Raw genomic sequence first — 16084 nt, 5'->3', positions numbered from 1 at the left:
TCCGGTTTACCCGTTCAGGGGCTGTCCGGACTGTCGATGTGGTGCTGTTCGCAGCCGTCCGTGGGCACTGGGCTGACCCCTCGTGGCTTCCCGGCGGCCTGCGAGACCTTCGACACAGTCCTTGCTGCCGTGGCGCCACGTGCCATTGACGGTTCGCTCGCAAGCTCGTGCCCGCACGGTGCCGTGCCTGGCCCCGGCGTTTCAGTTCTCCAGGCGCCAGTGCTGGTTCGCACCGCCCGTGCAACTCCACAGCTGGACTTTCGTCCCGTTGGCGGTCCCCTGACCGTTGGCGTCCAGGCAGAGCCCCGACTGCACCGCTGTGATCGTGCCGTCGGAATTGATGTTCCATTGCTGGTCTGCCTGTCCGCTGCAGTCCCAGATCGCCGCCGGGGTGCCGTTGCCCGCCGCCTGGCCGACGCCCAGGCATTTGTTGCCGTAGACAACCAGCTGCTTTCCAGCACCGTAGGTCCACCGTTGGTTGGAGCCGCCGTTGCAGTCCCACAGTTGTGCCTGCGTGCCGTTGGCCGTGGTGGAGTTGTTGATGTCGAGGCAGCGCCCCGACTGCTGGCCGACGATCTTCTGGTTGCCGGAGGGCGGTGGCGGATTCGAGCCGAACTGGGTGAAGAACTGCCACACCGCTGCCGACGTCCAGGTGCGCGATCCGTCACCGGTGGAACCGTCTATGGGGCCGGGGTCGTGGCCCGCTCCGTCGAACGCGGCCCAGACAACGGGGTATCCGGACCTGCATCCGGAGTAGGTGGTGATGATGTGCGTCAGGCTTCCGTAGGCCGGCTCGGGCGGGTTCTGCGGAGTGCAGCCGTTGTTCCGGACGAAGGTGTCGCGCAGTTCCCGTCCCAGCGAGATGGGCAGCACGTTGTCCCTGATGCCGTGCAGGCCCATGTAGGCGATGGGCTGAGTCCCGCCGTCGCACCCGCTGAGGTTCGCGCCGGAGTAGACCGCGACCGCGCGGAAGACCGTTGCCCGGGAGCAGGCGAGGGCGTACGACATCGCGCCGCCGTAGCTGAAGCCGGCGGAGAAGACCTGGGTCGTGTCGACGCACAGACCTGATTCGATCTGGCTGACCATGGCGTCCACGAAGGCCACGTCCTGGCCGCCGGAATTGGCCCAGCCGTTGCCGATGCCCTGGGGAGCGACGAAGATCGTGCTGTTGTTCGCGTTGTCCGCCAAGCGCCGCAGGCCGTAGTAGGACCAGTTGTACCCGTCCGTTCCGCCCGAGTCGACGTCGCCCGCCGTGCCGCCCCGCCAGTGGAAGCCGAAGATCAGCCGATAGGGGTGGTTGCTGTCGTAGCCGGAAGGAACCCGCAGTATGTAACTGCGGGTCTGACCGCCGCTCTGAATCGTGTGTGTACCACTCGTCAGCGTCGGGGCCTTGCCGCAGCCGGCGGTCGCCCGGACGGCGCCGGTGGTCGTGGCCGACGCGGGCACGCCGAGGCCGCTGCTGAACGAGGTGCCCGCGGTTGCCAGGACGAGAAGTACCGCGGCTGCGATGGACGTTAAGAGGGATGTGCGTTTCATACACTCCTTCTTTCGAAGTCGATGGGTCGGGCCGGGAGTGCAACATCGCGTCGCACCGGGAGGTGTGCGCGCCGACCCGCCCCAAGGCGCGATCAGCGCTCCGCGCGCACGACGCGATCCGATGCCACGGCGACTTGACCGGGGCGGCCTGGCCGGCGGCCGTCGACAGCACCGGCAGCTCGAGTGCCAGGACGATGCCGGCCCCAGTGCCGGACGGCCGGGTCTCGCTCTCGACCTCATCCGGTCCTCCTGCGGTCGGGCGCCACTGCGCTGCGGCGCGCGTGTTGGGCGGGGCGGCTCCCGTGGGTGGGCGGTACACGGCGCGGCGACATGCCGGGGCGGCGATGGGATGCCGCCCCGGAGTCGAGCGCGGGTGCCTCACCGGGTCAGCTCAGCGACCATTGCTGGTTGGTTCCGCCGTTGCAGGTCCACAGCTCGGCGAGGGCTCCGTCAGCCGTGGCCCCTCCGATGACGTCCAGGCACAGGCCGGACTGGACGCCGGTGATCGTTCCGTTGGAGTTCAGCGTCCACTGCTGGTTGGTCTGGCCGTTGCACGGCCAGATCTCCACCTTCGTCCCTGGGGTGGTCTGGTTGTTGTAGGCGTCCAGGCACATCTGGGCGCTGCCGGAGTAGACGGTGAGCTGGTTGGAGGTGGAACGCGTCCATATCTGGTTGGCCCCGCCGTTGCAGCTCCAGATCTCCACCTGGGTGCCGGCGGTCGTGGTCGAGTTCGGTACGTCCAGGCACTTGCCCGCACCCACCGCGTGCAGCTCACCGGTCACGCTGGTGCCGCCGCCGCTGCTGGTGCCGCCCGCGACCCGGTACATCACCGTGCCGTGCGCCGGAACCGAGGCGCTGATGGTGCCCGAGGTGGTCGAGGACGCCCCCGACCACAGGTCGGTCAGGGTGTACGTGGACGCCCCGGTCTTCCCGATCGCAGTCGCGGTGGTGGTGATGGTCGCCGTCGAGCCCGTCTCGTTGAACAGCGCCACCGACACGTCTCCGTTGGCCAGCGGCTTGGCGAGCACGTCCAGGCCACCCGAGGACGACACCATGGTGCCTTGCTTGCCCAGAGGGTCCTGGTCGACCGCGATGACCCGGGAGTTGGTGAGGATGGACAAGGTGCTCGCACTGGCCGAGGGGATGTTGGTGCCCGCGATCAGGGGCGCGGCCATCTCCGCCCACAGACTGAACTCGCTGCGGCTCTCGGTGGCCGTCAGCGAGCCGTTGCCGACCTCCAGCATGTCCGGATCGTTCCAGTGGCCGGGGCCGGCGTAGGAGGCCAGTCCCACGTTGCTGTGGAAGATCGACAGCATGCTGGAGTAGTCGGCGGTGATGTCCCCGGTGGTGCGCCAGCTGTTGCCCACGTCCGCGCCCCAGGTCCACACGTTCTCCTGGCCCCAGTTGCACAGGCTGAACAGGATCGGCCGGCCGGTGGCCGCCAGGGCGTCCCGCATCGCGGTGTACCGGGTCCGCGCCGGGGCCCCGGTGTTGTTGCAGTTGTCGTACTTCAGGTAGTCCACGCCCCACGACGCGAAGGACTGCGCGTCCGTGGTCTCGTGCCCCAGGCTGCCCGGATACCCCGCACAGGTCGCGGTGCCCGCGTCCTCGTAGATCCCCAGCTTCAGCCCCAGCGAGTGCACGTAGTCCGCGGTGCCCTTGATGCCGTCGGGGAACTTGGCCGGGTCCGGCACCAGGTGGCCGCCGGAATCGCGGCTGTGGGTCATCCAGCAGTCGTCGATGTTGACGTACGAGTAGCCCGCCGCCTGCATGCCGTTGGTGTGCATCGCCTGCGCGGTGGACTTGATGAGCGACTCGGAGACGTTGCAGCCGTACGCGTTCCAGTCGTTGAATCCCATCTGCGGGGTCAGCGCGAGCCCGTTGCCGAGCGCGGCGGCGGGCTGCGCCGTACCGAGGGTGAGGAGGGGAACGGTCACGGCGAGCAGCATGGCCGAGAACGTGAGCGCCAAGGTCCGGCGCAGGGACGGCAGCGGGGGCAGCGGCCGAAGGCCCCTGGCTCTCGCAGTGGTCATGGGCATGGGTCATCGACTCCTGGGGCGAGGTGTGGGAGAGCACGTGCAGGACGGGGGGACAGTTCGCGTTGCGGCCCTTCGGCACCTGCGGGTGAACCACCGCCTCCCGAAGTGCTGAAGGCAGATCAGCGGTAGCCGGCCGCGGTGACGTCGGCCTGCACCGCGTTGTCGGTCGCGTCGGAGGGGTAGCCGGCGACGACGGCTCCTTCGTAGAAGGTGCCGGCGCTCAGATTGGCGCCGCCGCCGGGCTTGCAGCAGTCGCCGCCGCTCCCCAGGACGATGGCTCCCTGCTTCTTCATGGGGCTGTATCCGCCGGGAAGCCCGCCGTCCCAGAGGGTGGTCAGGCCGCCGGACTGCGCGTTGCCGCCTTTGAGGGCGAACCTCGACGTTCCGTTGTTCTTCAGCATCGCGGTGACGAACTTGCTCGGAAACGCCCGGTGGTCGGTGTTCCAGGACTGGCTGCCGCCGGAGTACAGGCCCCATTCGAGATCGGCCTGCACCGCCGGCGCCGGTGCCGACCATGTCGGCGCGGTCGCCAGCAACACGGTCAGCAGCGCCATCACGCATACGGCGGCGGCCGCCGGTAAGTGGAGTCTCCGGGCCGCAGGGGTCCGGGGCGAAACAGATGAAGGCTGCATTCTGTTCCTTGAATATGGGGGGAAGGGGACAGAGAGTGCCATACCTGTTCAAAGCGGATCACGATGGCTTAAAAGGTACGTCGACTGCTCCCGAGAGCAGTGCCCGAGAGCACCCACAGAGAACACTCAGACATCCCATGTCGCATAGTGATCCCACACGCCTGACACCCTGTCAATACACCTGTCACGCCGACTCGACTGCCCATCCATCCCATGTTTTGCCACGTCAGCCCGCCGTGACGGCATGCCGAAACCCGCGTCCGGCGACGGCCGCCGTGCCGGGCGCGGGTGTTGTGCGGCTACTCCGAGGCGATCCGGGGCAGAAGCGCGCGCTGGGCGCCGATCACCTCACCTGAGGTTCCAGTGCTGGTTGGCCCCGCCGTTGGAGTCCCAGACCTGGACCGGAGCCCCGTTGCCAGTCTGCCCGGCGGGAATCTCCAGCGCCCGGCCGGAAGCGACGTTGGTCAAGGTGTACGAACCGTCGCCGTTCCGACTCGCCCGCCAGTGCTGGTTCGCGCCGCCGTTGGCATCCCAGATCTCCATCCGCGTGCCATTGCCCGTCTGACCGCCCGGCTCGTCCAGCACCCGGCCACTGCCGACATTGGTCAGCGTGTACGAACCATCACTGTTCTGACTCGCCCGCCACTGCTGGTTCGCAGCACCACCGTTGGCGTCCCAGATCTGCAAAGGCGTGCCGTTCCCCGTCTGTCCAGCCGGGACGTCCAACACCCGGCCCGCAGCGACATCACTCAGCGAATACACCGTGCCCGAGACGATGCCTCCTGGGTCCCCCGGGTTCCCCGCACTGCCGCCCAACGCGGTCAGGACCGCGTCGTAGGCCGGCTTCTTGTTGCCGTTGCGGTCGAACAGCAGCGGATTGTCCCCACTTCGCCACGAGTCGCTGTCCCTGATCCCCCACACCGTGATGCCGGTGCAGCGGGCGACGTTCATGCACGCCTGGACGGTGTTGGCGTACGCCGTCGGCGGCGCCTGGGCGATATCGAGCTCGGTGATCTGCACGTCCACGCCGAGGGCGGCGAAGTTGGCCAGGGTGGTCCGGAAGCTCGACGGCGGGCCGCCGACGCCGAAGTGGCTCTGGAAGCCGACGCAGTCGATGGGCACACCGCGCGACTTGAAGTCCTTGACCATGCTGTAGACGCCCTGCGTCTTCGCGTCGGTCCAGTTCTCGATGTTGTAGTCGTTGTAGCAGAGCTTGGCCGAGGGGTCGACGGCCCGGGCGGTGCGGAAGGCCTCCTCGATGAAGCCGTTGCCGAGCACGTTCTGGAACACCGAGCTGCGGTGCTGGGAGGAGCCGTCGGCGAAGGCTTCGTTGACCACGTCCCAGGCGTAGATCTTGCCCTTGAAGTGGCTCATCTCGTTGGTGATGTGATTGTTCATCACGCTGCGCAGCGTGTTCGGGTCGGTGATCGAGCTGACCCAGCCGGGCAACTGCGAGTGCCATACCAGGGTGTGGCCGCGCATCCGCTGCCCGTGCGCGGTGGCATGGCCGACGATCTGGTCGGCCGGGCCGAAGTTGAAGTTGCCGCGGGACGGTTCGGTGGTGTCCCACTTCATCTCGTTCTCGGGGGTGATCATGTTGAACTCCCGGTCGAGAATCGTGGAGTACGTCGAGTCGCCGAGCCTTCCGGCAGCCACGGCCGTGCCGAAATAGCGGCCGCTGCCGGCCGCGGCCGCGCCCAGCGTGCCGGATGCCGCATGGGCGGCAGGGGACGCCGTCCCGGCCATGGCCAGTACCGTGCCGGCTGTCAGTCCGGTGGCCAAGGCCAGGGCCTTGCGGAGGCGGGGCTCCTCGTTGAACCAGAACATGAAGGATCAGTCTCCTTGTGTGGGGGGTGGGGCACCGTTCACGAGTCGGTGCTGCGGTGGGGTGGGGTCACGGAGCCGAGGTGACCGGCAGAGCGGTCCACTGCCGTTGGCGACGTTCCGCAAGGCGTGGCAGCCGTCGCACTGCTGCACAGGCAGCCGCAAACTGCCGGCCGCTCCATGCGGAGACCTGCTCCGGGGGCGGTTGCCCGTCGCCGACGGTGAGCCGGCCGCGGGCCGGAGCCGTTCAGGTCAGTTGAGGTTCCATCGCTGGTTGGATCCACCGTTGCACGGCCAGAGTTCGGCCGGCGCGCCGTTGGCCGTGGAGGCGCCGGTGACGTCGAGGCAGAGCCCGGACTGGGTGCCGGTGACGGTGCCGTCCGCGTTCAGCTGCCACTGCTGGTTGGCGCCGCCGTTGCACGGCCAGGTCTCCACCTTGGTGCCGGCGGAGGTCTGGTTGTTGTACGCGTCGAGGCACATCTGACTGCTGCCGCTGTAGACGGTCAGCTGGCCCGAGGCCGTGCGGGTCCAGGTCTGGTTGGCGCCACCGCTGCAGTCCCAGATCTGCAGCTGTGTGCCGGCCGTGGTGGACGAGTTCGGCACGTCCAGGCACTTGCCCGCGCCCACCGCGTGCAACGCACCGGTACTCGTCCCGCCGGCGGAATTGCTGTATCCGGCCGCGGTGATGTCGGCCTGGACGGCGTTCTCGGTGGCGTCCGACGGGTAGCCGGAGGTCATCACGCCCTCGTAGAAGGTGCCTTGGGCGCCCTTGCTGTTGTCGCCGCCGATGCCCAGGATGATGGCGCCCTGCTTCCGCATCGGGTTGTAACCCGGGACGTCGGGACGCGGTCCGTCGTAGAAGGTGGACAGGCCGCCGGACTGCGCGTTGCCCCCACGGATCGCCCAGTGGTTCGGACCACCCTTGACGATGGCGGTCGTGTACCGGTGGTCGATGGTCGGATCGCCCGCGTTGTAGTGCTGGTTCACCCCGGAGAACAGGCCGTTCTCCAGGTCGGCCATGATCCAGGGGCCGTTGCCCGCACCGTAGCCCCAGACCTTGATGTTGCCGAAGTAGATGGCCTCCATGGTGCCGTTGCCGTCGTCGTTGCTGTCCGTCTCGGCGTTGCCGTAGTCGAAGCAGCAGCCGCCGTTGTAGTGCGTGCCGTCGAAGATCGCGTACATGCCTTCGGGGTTGTCCCCGGTCGCGATGCCGTTGGTGTGGTTGTTGCGGTAGCCCGTGCCGGGCGCCACGAAGACGCCGTAGGCCTTGTGACCGCCCACCATGGTGGGCGCGGCCGTCGCGTTCGCGAGGTTGTCGGGGCCGCCCGCGGCACCGCCACCGGGCGCCTGGGTGAGGTTGTTGCCGCGGCCTGACTGGTCGTAGACCGTCGTGATCAGGCAGGTCGTTCCCGAGCAGAACGAGTCCTGGGCGGCGGCGTCGGCGTACCCGCCCGCGCTCAGGACGCCGATGTTCCGGGTGGTGTTGTCCGAGGTGCGCCGGACCTGGTAGAGCGGCCCGTTGTACGAGGCGTACAGCGCTCGGGTCGTGCTGTGCGCCGCCACACAGGGCGTGCCGCCCGCCGCATAGATGTCGCACGGCCCGGACGCGGCCGCACGGGCCGTGCCGGCCGTGGCCGTGGCGCCGACCAGTGCCCCGGCGACGAGTGCGGCTGCGGCCGCCGCCCGGGCCGACGTTTTCGACCGAGAGCGGGGCGAGCGCGTCGGCGGCGGAACGTGCGCCCGGTCCGGCACGCCACGCGGCCAGCCACGGTGCCGTACCGCCGCGAATAATCGCCGGACGCCACCGCGCCCGGACGGCAGGCGGCGTCCTGTACCTATGGTTGTCATCCGATCTCCCTACCGCGCCGACGCAACCCGGCCGGGTTGTGTTGGTGGCGCTGACAATCCGGAAGCGCTTCGAGGTGCCGTTTCGCAGCGAGATTGCAGAGAGGTTTCGGGGGGAGACGGTGCTCCCGGTTTCGCTGGGCTGTCAAGGGTGTGGAGCCCACTGTTGCAAAGGTCGTCGCGGAATCGATTCGAAGGCTGATTCCTGCCGTTCCGAAGCTCTCGGCCGGTCGAAGAGTCGTGGCGTGGGCACATGCGGACGGCGGCGTGACCGCCCGTTCCGCCGCCGTGGTGGGCCGCACAGGTCTGCGGCGACCACGTCAGAAGCATCGGGCTGATCCGCCGCCATGCCGCTGAGCAAGGGCGCAGCCGTAAAACCGGGGCGACGGGGGCCGGTTCGCAGGGCACTGGCCCAAGCGGCGGAGCCTCGGCTCGCGCGTCGGTTCAGCGCTCCCCTCCCGGCCCGCCATTGACCCCGCACACCGCCGGTCGTAGCATCCCGTCGAACCGCTTGCGTGGAATCGATTCGCTCCGAGCCTTCTGGGATTGCGTGAGACGCGGAACGCATGACGGTTCCGGCAGCCCGGCGCCGTTCCTCGCGGACTCACGCCCCTCGGGCATCCTGCGTCCTTCGTCCGCCCGGGCCCGCCACGACGCAGCCGTCCGCGTGGCGCCGCTGGGCACCTGGGGCTCGTCCAGCACCAGCCACGACGAGTCCCGCGGGGCGCCACTCGTCAGTATCCTTGCGGCCTGAGTGCGGTCTTGAGGAGCTGCATGAACATCGGGGAGATAGCTCGACGCGCGGGGGTGTCACGCAGCACGGTGTCGTACGCGCTCAGCGGCAAACGACCCGTCGCCGCCGGCACTCGCAGACGTATCGAAGACGTGATCAACGAATTGGGATACCGCCCCAACGCGACCGCGAGGGCCCTCAAGGAGGGCCGGACCCGGACCATCGGTCTCGTCGTCCCGCCGGCCGGCAACAGGCTCACACACATGCAGCTTGACTTCGTCGCCAGCGTGGTCGACGCCGCCGCCCGGGTCGACCTCGATGTGCTGCTGTCCCCTTCCGGCGGGGATCACGACCGTTCCTTCGAGCGGTTGGTCTCGGAGAGCCGCGTGGACGGCGTCATTCTGATGGAGATCCGCCTGGCGGACCCTCGTGTGGGGCGCCTCCAGGAAGCCGGGCTGCCCTTCGTCGGGATCGGGCACACGGCCGGCGACCACCAGATGTCCTGGATCGACGTCGATTACGCCGGCCTGGTCCAGCACTGCGTACGGCACCTCGCCGATCTCGGGCACCGCCGGGTGGCTCTGGTCACTCGTTCCCGGGAACTCATCTCGGCCGGCTACGGCCCCGCGCACAGGGCCAGAGAGGGTTTCCAGGCGGCCCTGGCGGAACGCGGGCTCGACGGTGTCGAAGTGCCGTGCGGGGATGACGCCCGCTCCGGTCAGGAATGCGTCGAGGCGCTCCTGCGCAGCCATCCGGACGTCACCGCTGTCACCACCATCAACGAGGCCGCCCTGCCCGGCGTCCAGCGCGCACTGGCGGACGCCGGTCTCGAAGTGCCGTACGACTTCTCCATCACAGGTGTGGCGGCCAGGACGTGGGCCGAGGACTTCCGACCACCGCTCACGGCCGCGGACGTACCGGCTCTGGAAATGGGCGAGAAGGCCGTTTCCCTGCTCGTGGAACGCATCGCCGCGCCGGACACACCGCCTCGGCACATCCTGTTGACCCCGCCGATCTCGTTGCGTTCCAGCACAGCCCCCGTACCCACCGGCGGGCCGGCACGGTCGAACCGCGCGACGCACTGAGCCACGCGTACGGCAATCACGTCGACACGACGCCCGTACGCGGCAGCGCGACCCGGGCGTTCCTCTGGTGGCGTGTCAATGTGCGGCAGCGGTACGGGGCACGGCCGTCAGGCGCTGAAGCGGGTGACCAGGCGGGTGGGCAGGATCAGCGGGGTGGGGTCCTGACCGCTGATGAGCGCGACGAGCATGCGCGCCATCTCCCGTCCGAAAGCCTTTATGGGCTGATGGACGGTGGTGAGCGGCGGATCGGCGATCTGGGCGACGGTCAGGTCGTCGAAGCCGACAACGGCGACATCGGCGGGGACCGATCGGCCGGCCTCGCGCAAAGTGCGCAGCGCTCCCGCCCCCATGTTGTCGTTGGCGGCGAACACCCCGTTCACCTCGGGGTGGTTCGCGAGCAGTGCGGCCATGGCGGCGGCTCCACCGGGTTCGGTGAAATCCCCCTCCTGCGGCGGGTACGGGTCAAGGCCTGCTGCCAGCATGGCGTCCCGGTAGCCGCGGTACCGGGCGCGCCCGACCTCGGTGTCCAGACGCCCGCAGATCGTGGCCACACGGGTCCGGCCACGGATGAGCAGGTACTCGGTGGCCTCGCGCGCTCCGCCGGTGTTGTCGACGTCCACATACCACCGGGGGGCCGGACCGAGCGGGCGACCGCCGAACACGACGGGCATCTCCGCGTCCTCTGCCACACGGGCCAGCGGATCGCCCTCGCGCAGCGCCATCAGCATGACGCCGTCGGCACCCCTGGACCGAAGGAGCTCCTCCACCCGCTTGTGGCCCCGCTCGGAGGCGGCCAGACACAGCATCAGATGCAGGTCGGCCTCCTCCAGGGCGGCCGAGGCTCCCACGATCACCTGGGCGAAGAACGGGTCCGCGAAGATGGACGGATCCTCTCCCGCGACGACAAGGGCCGCCGCTCCCGTCTGGCGGGTGGCCAGAGCGCGTGCAGTCGGGTTGGGGACGTAACCCAGTTGCTGGACAGCCCGCTCGACCGCCTCACGTTTGGCGCGGCTGACGTGCGGGGCGTTGTTGAGGACGCGTGAGGCCACCGAGCGGGAGACGCCGGCGCGTGCGGCCACCTCGTCGAGCGTCGACTGCCGGCGCGGCGCATTCTCCCCCATGGACCATGAGCCTTTCCCTCCCGGCCTCGCCGAAAGTGTGTCGTCCCCGACTCGGTTCCACTGCCATCCGGCCGGTGGGCGACGGAGGGCATATGCGGGCCCTTGAGGGACCGAAGTCTGGTAGCGCTTCCAGTTCCAGGACTGGCAGAGCCTTGTCTTCGTCATGTGAAGTGCGGGTCGTGCATCACCTCTTGACAGCTTCACCAAGGCGCAACACGATACCGGCCACACACCAAAAGTTCTCAGTGCTTTTGGGACCGCTTCCAATGGGAGCGCTCCCAAGATCAGCCTCCGGCTCTTCGGAGGGCGCCTCTGCCCCAGCCCGTCGGCCCAAGGGGGCTCGTACCACCGCACTTCCTCAGCGCGCTGCACGCTCGGAACGCGAGCGTGCGACGCATCCCTGCCAGGAAACCGAGGTACAGTCATGCGCCGCAGACTCCGCGCCCTCGTGGCGGCGTTCTCCGCTCTGCCGCTGGCGCTCGCCGTCGCACCGTCCGCCCACGCTGCCGACCCGACCACCATGACCAGCGGGTTCTACGTGGACCCCGACTCCAGCGTGAAGCGGTGGGTCACTGCCAACCCCGGCGACGGCCGGGCGTCGGCGATCAACGCCTCCATCGCCGACACCCCGATGGCCCACTGGTTCGGCTCCTGGAGCGGCACCATCGGCACCGCCACGGGTGCGTACGTGGGCGCGGCGGACAGTCGGGACAGGCTGCCGATCCTCGTCGCTTACAACATCTACAACCGCGACTACTGCGGCGGGCACTCCGCCGGCGGAGCCGCATCGCCGTCCGCCTACGCGAGCTGGATCGCCCAGTTCGCCGGCGGTGTCGCGGGCCGCCCGGCCATCGTCCTCCTCGAACCGGACTCCCTCGCGGACTACGGCTGCATGACCCAGGCTCAGATCGCCGAGCGCCAAGGCATGATCACCGGTGCCCTCGCGCAGTTCAACCGCCAGGCACCCAACACCTGGGTCTATCTGGACGCCGGCAACCCGAACTGGGCGAGCCCGGCGACCATGGCCCAGCGCCTCCATGAAGCCGGTCTCCGACAGGCCCACGGCTTCTCGCTCAACATCTCCAACTACTACACCACGGCCGAGAACATCGCCTACGGCAACGCCGTCAACAGCGAACTGGGCGCCCGCTACGGCTACACCAAGCCGTTCGTCGTGGACACCAGCCGCAACGGCAACGGCTCCAACGGCCAGTGGTGCAACCCCTCAGGCCGCCGCATCGGCACCCCCACCCAGAAGGGCGGAGGCGCCGAGATGCTTCTGTGGATCAAGACCCCGGGCGAGTCCGACGGCAACTGCGGCGTTGGATCCGGCTCCTTGGCCGGTCAGTTCCTCCCCGAGGTCGCCTACAAGATGATCTACGGCTACTGAGCCCGGACCGCCGTGGCCCGGTACGTCCCTGACCCGCGACAGGTCCACGGGACCGTCCGCCGCAGCCCGGCCGGGTCCGCCGCTCACCGCCTTCCGCCCAGGCGGTCGCCGGCCCGCCGCGGCGGCAGACGATCCCCCCAATCCACCCCCAGGAGCAGCCGTGAATCCACTCGGCCCACGACGCCGCGCCGCTGCCGTCATGGCGGCACTCACCGCCTGCGCCGCCCTCACCGCGACGCAGGCTCAGGCCACACCCGCGCAGGACGTGATCACTCCGGCCACGAAGTTCTACGTGGACCCGCACAGCAAGGCCGCGAAACAGGCCCTCGTCGACTTCGGGAACGGAGACATGGAGAACGCCGCGAACATGGCCTTACTCGCGAGCTGGCCGCAGGCCGAATGGTTCACCGAGGGCACCCCCGGCGAGGTGCGCGGCAAGGTGAACAGGCTTGTCCGCCGGGCGCGGGCCGTGGACCGGACCCCCGTCCTGGTCGCTTACGACGTACCCGGCCGGGACTGCTCCCAGTACTCCAGCGGCGGAGCCGCATCCTCCGCCGCCTACCGCAAGTGGATCGACGCCTTCGCCGCCGGCATCGGCGACGACAAGGCGGTGGTCGTCGTCGAACCCGACGGCCTGGCCAACCTTCCCAAGGACTGCGGGCCCACCACCGACCCGACCGGCGAACTCACTGCCGCCCGCGTCGCCGACCTCGCATACGCGGTCAAGACCCTGAAGGCCCGGCCCCGCACCGCGGTCTACCTGGACGCCGGCAACGTACAGTGGCGGGCCGTCGGCGACATCGCGCAGCGACTGCAGGATGCGGGGGTCCAGTACGGCGACGGCTTCGCCCTGAACGTGTCCAACAACCACCCCACCGACCACAACGCCAGATACGGCACCTGGATCGCCAAGTGCATATGGTTCGCCACCAAGGGCCCCGGGCAGGCACGCGGCCACACCGACTGGTGCGCCAGCCAGTACTACTCGTCCGCCGCCCCCAACGACGGCGCCCCGGGTAACGCCGTCTCCCCCACGGACCCCATTACCTGGCGGTGGACCGACGCCTGGTTCGACCAGAACGTGGGCACCCCGCCGACCGACGAGCTGCATCACTTCGTGATCGACACCAGCCGCAACGGTCGGGGCGCCTGGACCCCGGCGCCCGGCAAGTACAGCGGGGATCCGGAGATCTGGTGCAACGCGCCCGGCCGCGGTCTCGGCCCGCGCCCCACCGCCGACACCGGTGTCCCGCTCGTCGACGCCTACCTGTGGATAAAGATCCCCGGTGAGTCCGACGGCAGCTGCACGCGCAACACCGGCGGCACGATCGACCCCGAGTACGGCATCGTCGACCCTCCCGCCGGCACCTGGTGGCCCGACCAGGCCCACGCACTGGCCCGCAACGCGGTACCCCGCCTGACGTTCAATCGCTGAGTCCGGCGGACGTCTCCGTACGCGTCCGGACACGGAGCTCGATTCATCCTGAAGTTGCCGGTCACCGGGCTGCTGTGGGTGGGAATCGGGTTGCTGTTGTAGGTCGGCCTCAAGGGCGGACTTCCGTCACACGCTCGGTTCGTCCACGGTCAGCCCTCGCCCACGAGGTCGAGGTCGTCACGAGTTGCCACCGGGGTGATCTCCGGAACGGGCCACTTGCGGTGCAGCGGCGGGGACACATCCCGCCACCAGGGGTGCGTAGGGAGGTCGCCGGCGGGCTCGAAGGGCTGGCCCGGAACCGGGACTGCGACCGCCTGCCCGACTGCGTCGGCCGCGGCCTTCGTCCACTCGCCGGGCTCCGCCCACGCGTGGGGGGCGAGGTTGAAGGTGGCCCAGTGGATGGGGAGCAGAACACCGTGCGGCGCGCCGCCCTGGAGGTCGAGGTGGGCGCGCGTGCCCTCCTCGGGGGTCATGTGGATGTCCGGCCAGAAGTCGGAGTACGCGCCGATCTGGATCATCGTGGCGTCGAACGGGCCGTGTGCCGCGCCGATGTCCTTGAATCCCTCGAAGTAGCCCGTGTCGCCGCTGTGGTAGACGCGGTGCTCGTCGCCGGCCACGGACCACGACGCCCACAGCGTGTGCTGCCCGTTGCGCAGGCCGCGGCCGCAGAAGTGGCGGGCCGGGGTGGCGGTCAGCGTGAGGCCGCCGACCCGCGTGGATTCGTGCCAGTCCAGCTCGCGCAGCCGGTCGGCGGACACACCCCAGTGCTCCAGGTGGGCTCCGACGCCGAGCGGTATCGCGAACACGGTGTCCGTGCCGGCCAGGGCCTTGATGGTGGGCAGGTCGAGGTGGTCGTAGTGGTCGTGGGAGATGACGACGACATCGACGGGGCCGAGCGCGGCCAGTGGCAGCGGCACCGGGTGCAGCCTCTTGGGTCCGGCGAAGTCGAACGGCGAGCAGCGCTGCCCCCACACCGGGTCGAACAGCACCCGGTGCCCGTCGATCTCCGCGAGCACGCTGGAGTGACCCGTCCAGGTCAGCCGCAGCCCGCTCGCCGGGGGCTTGGCCAGGTCGGCGTAGGTCGTCGGGTGCACGGGGATCGGACCGGCCGGGGCACGGCGGGCGCGGTCCTCCTTGCGGAAGTACATCTTCGCCAGCTCCAGCGCGGACCCGCCCGAGGGACGGGTCCGGGTGCCCTCCGGGTTCACGAAGGCGCCGTCCGCGAAGTGCGGTGATCTGCGGATGCGCGCCAGGCGCTCCCCGCTGGGATCCACGCCGAAGGCGGTGGGTCGCAGCGCGCGGAGCCCGGAGCTCAGGGGACCGAAACCGGTCACAGCACCTCCAGTGGAGTGGGTGAGGTCCTCATTATGGTCGGCCCGTACGACAGTGCCGGGTCGGCCATGTCACACGGCGGCGTGCGTCCCGGACACGCTTCGCCACGCGGGCCGGATGTCACATCCGTGCGCGCCGGTCCGTCGTACCCGTGTGGGCGCCCACCACGGAGCGCCCGGGAACGACGCACTGGAGGTGCCCCATGGCCCGTATCTCCCTAACCCCGCGCCGCACGCTCTTCTTCCGCGTCATGGAGTGGTATTCGAAGCGGACGTACGGAAAGGTCCTCGACCCCGGCAAGGCGCTGGCCCACCAGCCGCGCGTGCTGTGGAGCGATCTGCGGTTCGAGCAGTCGGTGGCGAAGTGGAACAAGCTGGACCCGGACCTGAAGGCGCTGGCGGAGATGGCGACGGCCGCGGCGATCGGCTGCGCCTGGTGCATGGACTTCGGCTACTGGGTGAGCCGGGAGCGCGGTATGGCCCGCGAGAAGTTGGTCGACGTGCCGCGCTGGCGCGACAGCGGCGTGTACACGGAACTGGAGCGCGACGTCATGGAGTACGCCGAGGCGATGACCGCCACCCCGCCCACCGTCGACGACGCCCTCGTGGCACGGCTCCTGGGCCGGCTGGGCGAGCCCGCGTTCGTCGAGCTGACGGCGATGGTCGCGGTGGAGAACCTGCGCTCGCGCATCAACGCCGCGCTCGGACTGACGAGCCAGGGGTTCAAGGATTCCTGTGACCTGCCGCCCGTGGAGCGGCGGACGAGCTCCGCGCGGTAGCGCTCACTCCGAGGGCGCGCGGTTCCGACCTGTCTCGACGACCGCCGTGCCGACCTCCCGCAAGCGGGTGGCCCCTTTGAGGCTTCCGTACTCGGGTTTCGATGGACACGACGAGCGGCCCGGGCTCTGCGGAACCGCCGCGCTCGGCCTCTGGGTGAGCCGCAGGTGTTCACCCGTGAACCGCGCCGGCGAGCGCCTCGACGTCGTCGGACAGCCGGCGGTCGCCGCCGGGATCGTCGGCGCGGGCGCGACGCGTGGACGCCCCGGTCGCGGCCACCGGCGGCAGGGCACCGTCCGGGGCAGCGGCCTGGGCGCTGCCTTCCCCAGGCACCGG

At 69.6% G+C, this 16084-nt stretch carries 10 protein-coding genes and 2 pseudogenes; 4 read left to right on the top strand and 8 right to left on the bottom strand.

Features of this window, described 5'->3' with window-relative positions; genetic code table 11:
• Nucleotides 1-201: 201 nt before the first annotated feature.
• The 5 genes and pseudogenes from N8I84_RS34375 to N8I84_RS34355 all read right to left on the bottom strand — a co-directional run bounded on the left by N8I84_RS34375 (nt 202) and on the right by N8I84_RS34355 (nt 7879).
• Nucleotides 202-1536, bottom strand: coding sequence for an RICIN domain-containing protein (locus N8I84_RS34375; protein WP_263233377.1), 1335 nt, complete (start codon nt 1534-1536; stop codon nt 202-204).
• 386 nt (nt 1537-1922) lie between these two features.
• Complete coding sequence (locus N8I84_RS34370) at nt 1923-3569, bottom strand: glycoside hydrolase family 27 protein (protein WP_390898977.1); 1647 nt, start codon at nt 3567-3569, stop codon at nt 1923-1925.
• 125 nt (nt 3570-3694) lie between these two features.
• Nucleotides 3695-4075: pseudogene (locus N8I84_RS34365) on the bottom strand (arabinofuranosidase catalytic domain-containing protein); the annotation flags it as partial.
• Between the two features lie 483 nt (nt 4076-4558).
• Nucleotides 4559-5953, bottom strand: a pseudogene (locus tag N8I84_RS34360) (endo-1,4-beta-xylanase); the annotation flags it as partial.
• Between the two features lie 330 nt (nt 5954-6283).
• Nucleotides 6284-7879 (bottom strand): arabinofuranosidase catalytic domain-containing protein, encoded by a 1596-nt coding sequence (locus N8I84_RS34355; RefSeq protein WP_263233376.1) that lies wholly within the window; start codon nt 7877-7879, stop codon nt 6284-6286.
• A gap of 771 nt (nt 7880-8650) precedes the next feature.
• Between N8I84_RS34355 and N8I84_RS34350 the strand changes: the two genes are divergently transcribed.
• Nucleotides 8651-9694, top strand: coding sequence for a LacI family DNA-binding transcriptional regulator (locus N8I84_RS34350; RefSeq protein ID WP_263233375.1), 1044 nt, complete (start codon nt 8651-8653; stop codon nt 9692-9694).
• A gap of 107 nt (nt 9695-9801) precedes the next feature.
• Here N8I84_RS34350 and N8I84_RS34345 read toward each other — a convergent pair whose 3' ends face one another.
• Nucleotides 9802-10815 (bottom strand): LacI family DNA-binding transcriptional regulator, encoded by a 1014-nt coding sequence (locus tag N8I84_RS34345; protein ID WP_263233374.1) that lies wholly within the window; start codon nt 10813-10815, stop codon nt 9802-9804.
• Between the two features lie 424 nt (nt 10816-11239).
• On the opposite strand from N8I84_RS34345, the gene N8I84_RS34340 reads away from it, so the two are divergent.
• Both N8I84_RS34340 and N8I84_RS34335 read left to right on the top strand, forming a co-directional pair.
• Nucleotides 11240-12205 carry a glycoside hydrolase family 6 protein gene (locus N8I84_RS34340; RefSeq protein ID WP_263233373.1) on the top strand — a complete coding sequence of 322 codons (966 nt, stop codon included), beginning with the start codon at nt 11240-11242 and terminating at the stop codon, nt 12203-12205.
• 160 nt (nt 12206-12365) lie between these two features.
• Nucleotides 12366-13640, top strand: a complete 1275-nt coding sequence (locus tag N8I84_RS34335; protein WP_263233372.1) for a glycoside hydrolase family 6 protein — start codon at nt 12366-12368, stop codon at nt 13638-13640.
• A 149-nt stretch (nt 13641-13789) separates the two neighbouring features.
• On the opposite strand, the gene N8I84_RS34330 is transcribed toward N8I84_RS34335, so the two are convergent.
• Nucleotides 13790-14974: an MBL fold metallo-hydrolase gene (locus tag N8I84_RS34330; protein WP_263233371.1), complete on the bottom strand. Its 1185-nt coding sequence runs from the start codon at nt 14972-14974 to the stop codon at nt 13790-13792.
• Nucleotides 14975-15174: 200 nt separating this feature from the next.
• Between N8I84_RS34330 and N8I84_RS34325 the strand changes: the two genes are divergently transcribed.
• Nucleotides 15175-15750, top strand: coding sequence for a carboxymuconolactone decarboxylase family protein (locus N8I84_RS34325; protein WP_263233370.1), 576 nt, complete (start codon nt 15175-15177; stop codon nt 15748-15750).
• A gap of 169 nt (nt 15751-15919) precedes the next feature.
• On the opposite strand, the gene N8I84_RS34320 is transcribed toward N8I84_RS34325, so the two are convergent.
• Nucleotides 15920-16081: a hypothetical protein gene (locus tag N8I84_RS34320; protein ID WP_263233369.1), complete on the bottom strand. Its 162-nt coding sequence runs from the start codon at nt 16079-16081 to the stop codon at nt 15920-15922.
• Nucleotides 16082-16084 lie beyond the last annotated feature (3 nt).

It is taken from the genome of Streptomyces cynarae (genome assembly GCF_025642135.1).
Lineage (GTDB): Bacteria > Actinomycetota > Actinomycetes > Streptomycetales > Streptomycetaceae > Streptomyces > Streptomyces cynarae.
This window is presented reverse-complemented; position numbering and strand designations above follow the sequence as displayed.

Bases quoted from the DNA above. Each gene is read 5' to 3' on its own strand.
- N8I84_RS34350 (WP_263233375.1), top strand. From the start codon at position 8,651: ATGAACATCGGGGAGATAGCTCGACGCGCGGGGGTGTCACGCAGCACG.
- N8I84_RS34340 (WP_263233373.1), top strand. From the start codon at position 11,240: ATGCGCCGCAGACTCCGCGCCCTCGTGGCGGCGTTCTCCGCTCTGCCG.
- N8I84_RS34355 (WP_263233376.1), bottom strand. From the start codon at position 7,879: ATGACAACCATAGGTACAGGACGCCGCCTGCCGTCCGGGCGCGGTGGC.
- N8I84_RS34325 (WP_263233370.1), top strand. From the start codon at position 15,175: ATGGCCCGTATCTCCCTAACCCCGCGCCGCACGCTCTTCTTCCGCGTC.
- N8I84_RS34375 (WP_263233377.1), bottom strand. From the start codon at position 1,536: ATGAAACGCACATCCCTCTTAACGTCCATCGCAGCCGCGGTACTTCTC.
- N8I84_RS34370 (WP_390898977.1), bottom strand. From the start codon at position 3,569: ATGACCACTGCGAGAGCCAGGGGCCTTCGGCCGCTGCCCCCGCTGCCG.
- N8I84_RS34345 (WP_263233374.1), bottom strand. From the start codon at position 10,815: ATGGGGGAGAATGCGCCGCGCCGGCAGTCGACGCTCGACGAGGTGGCC.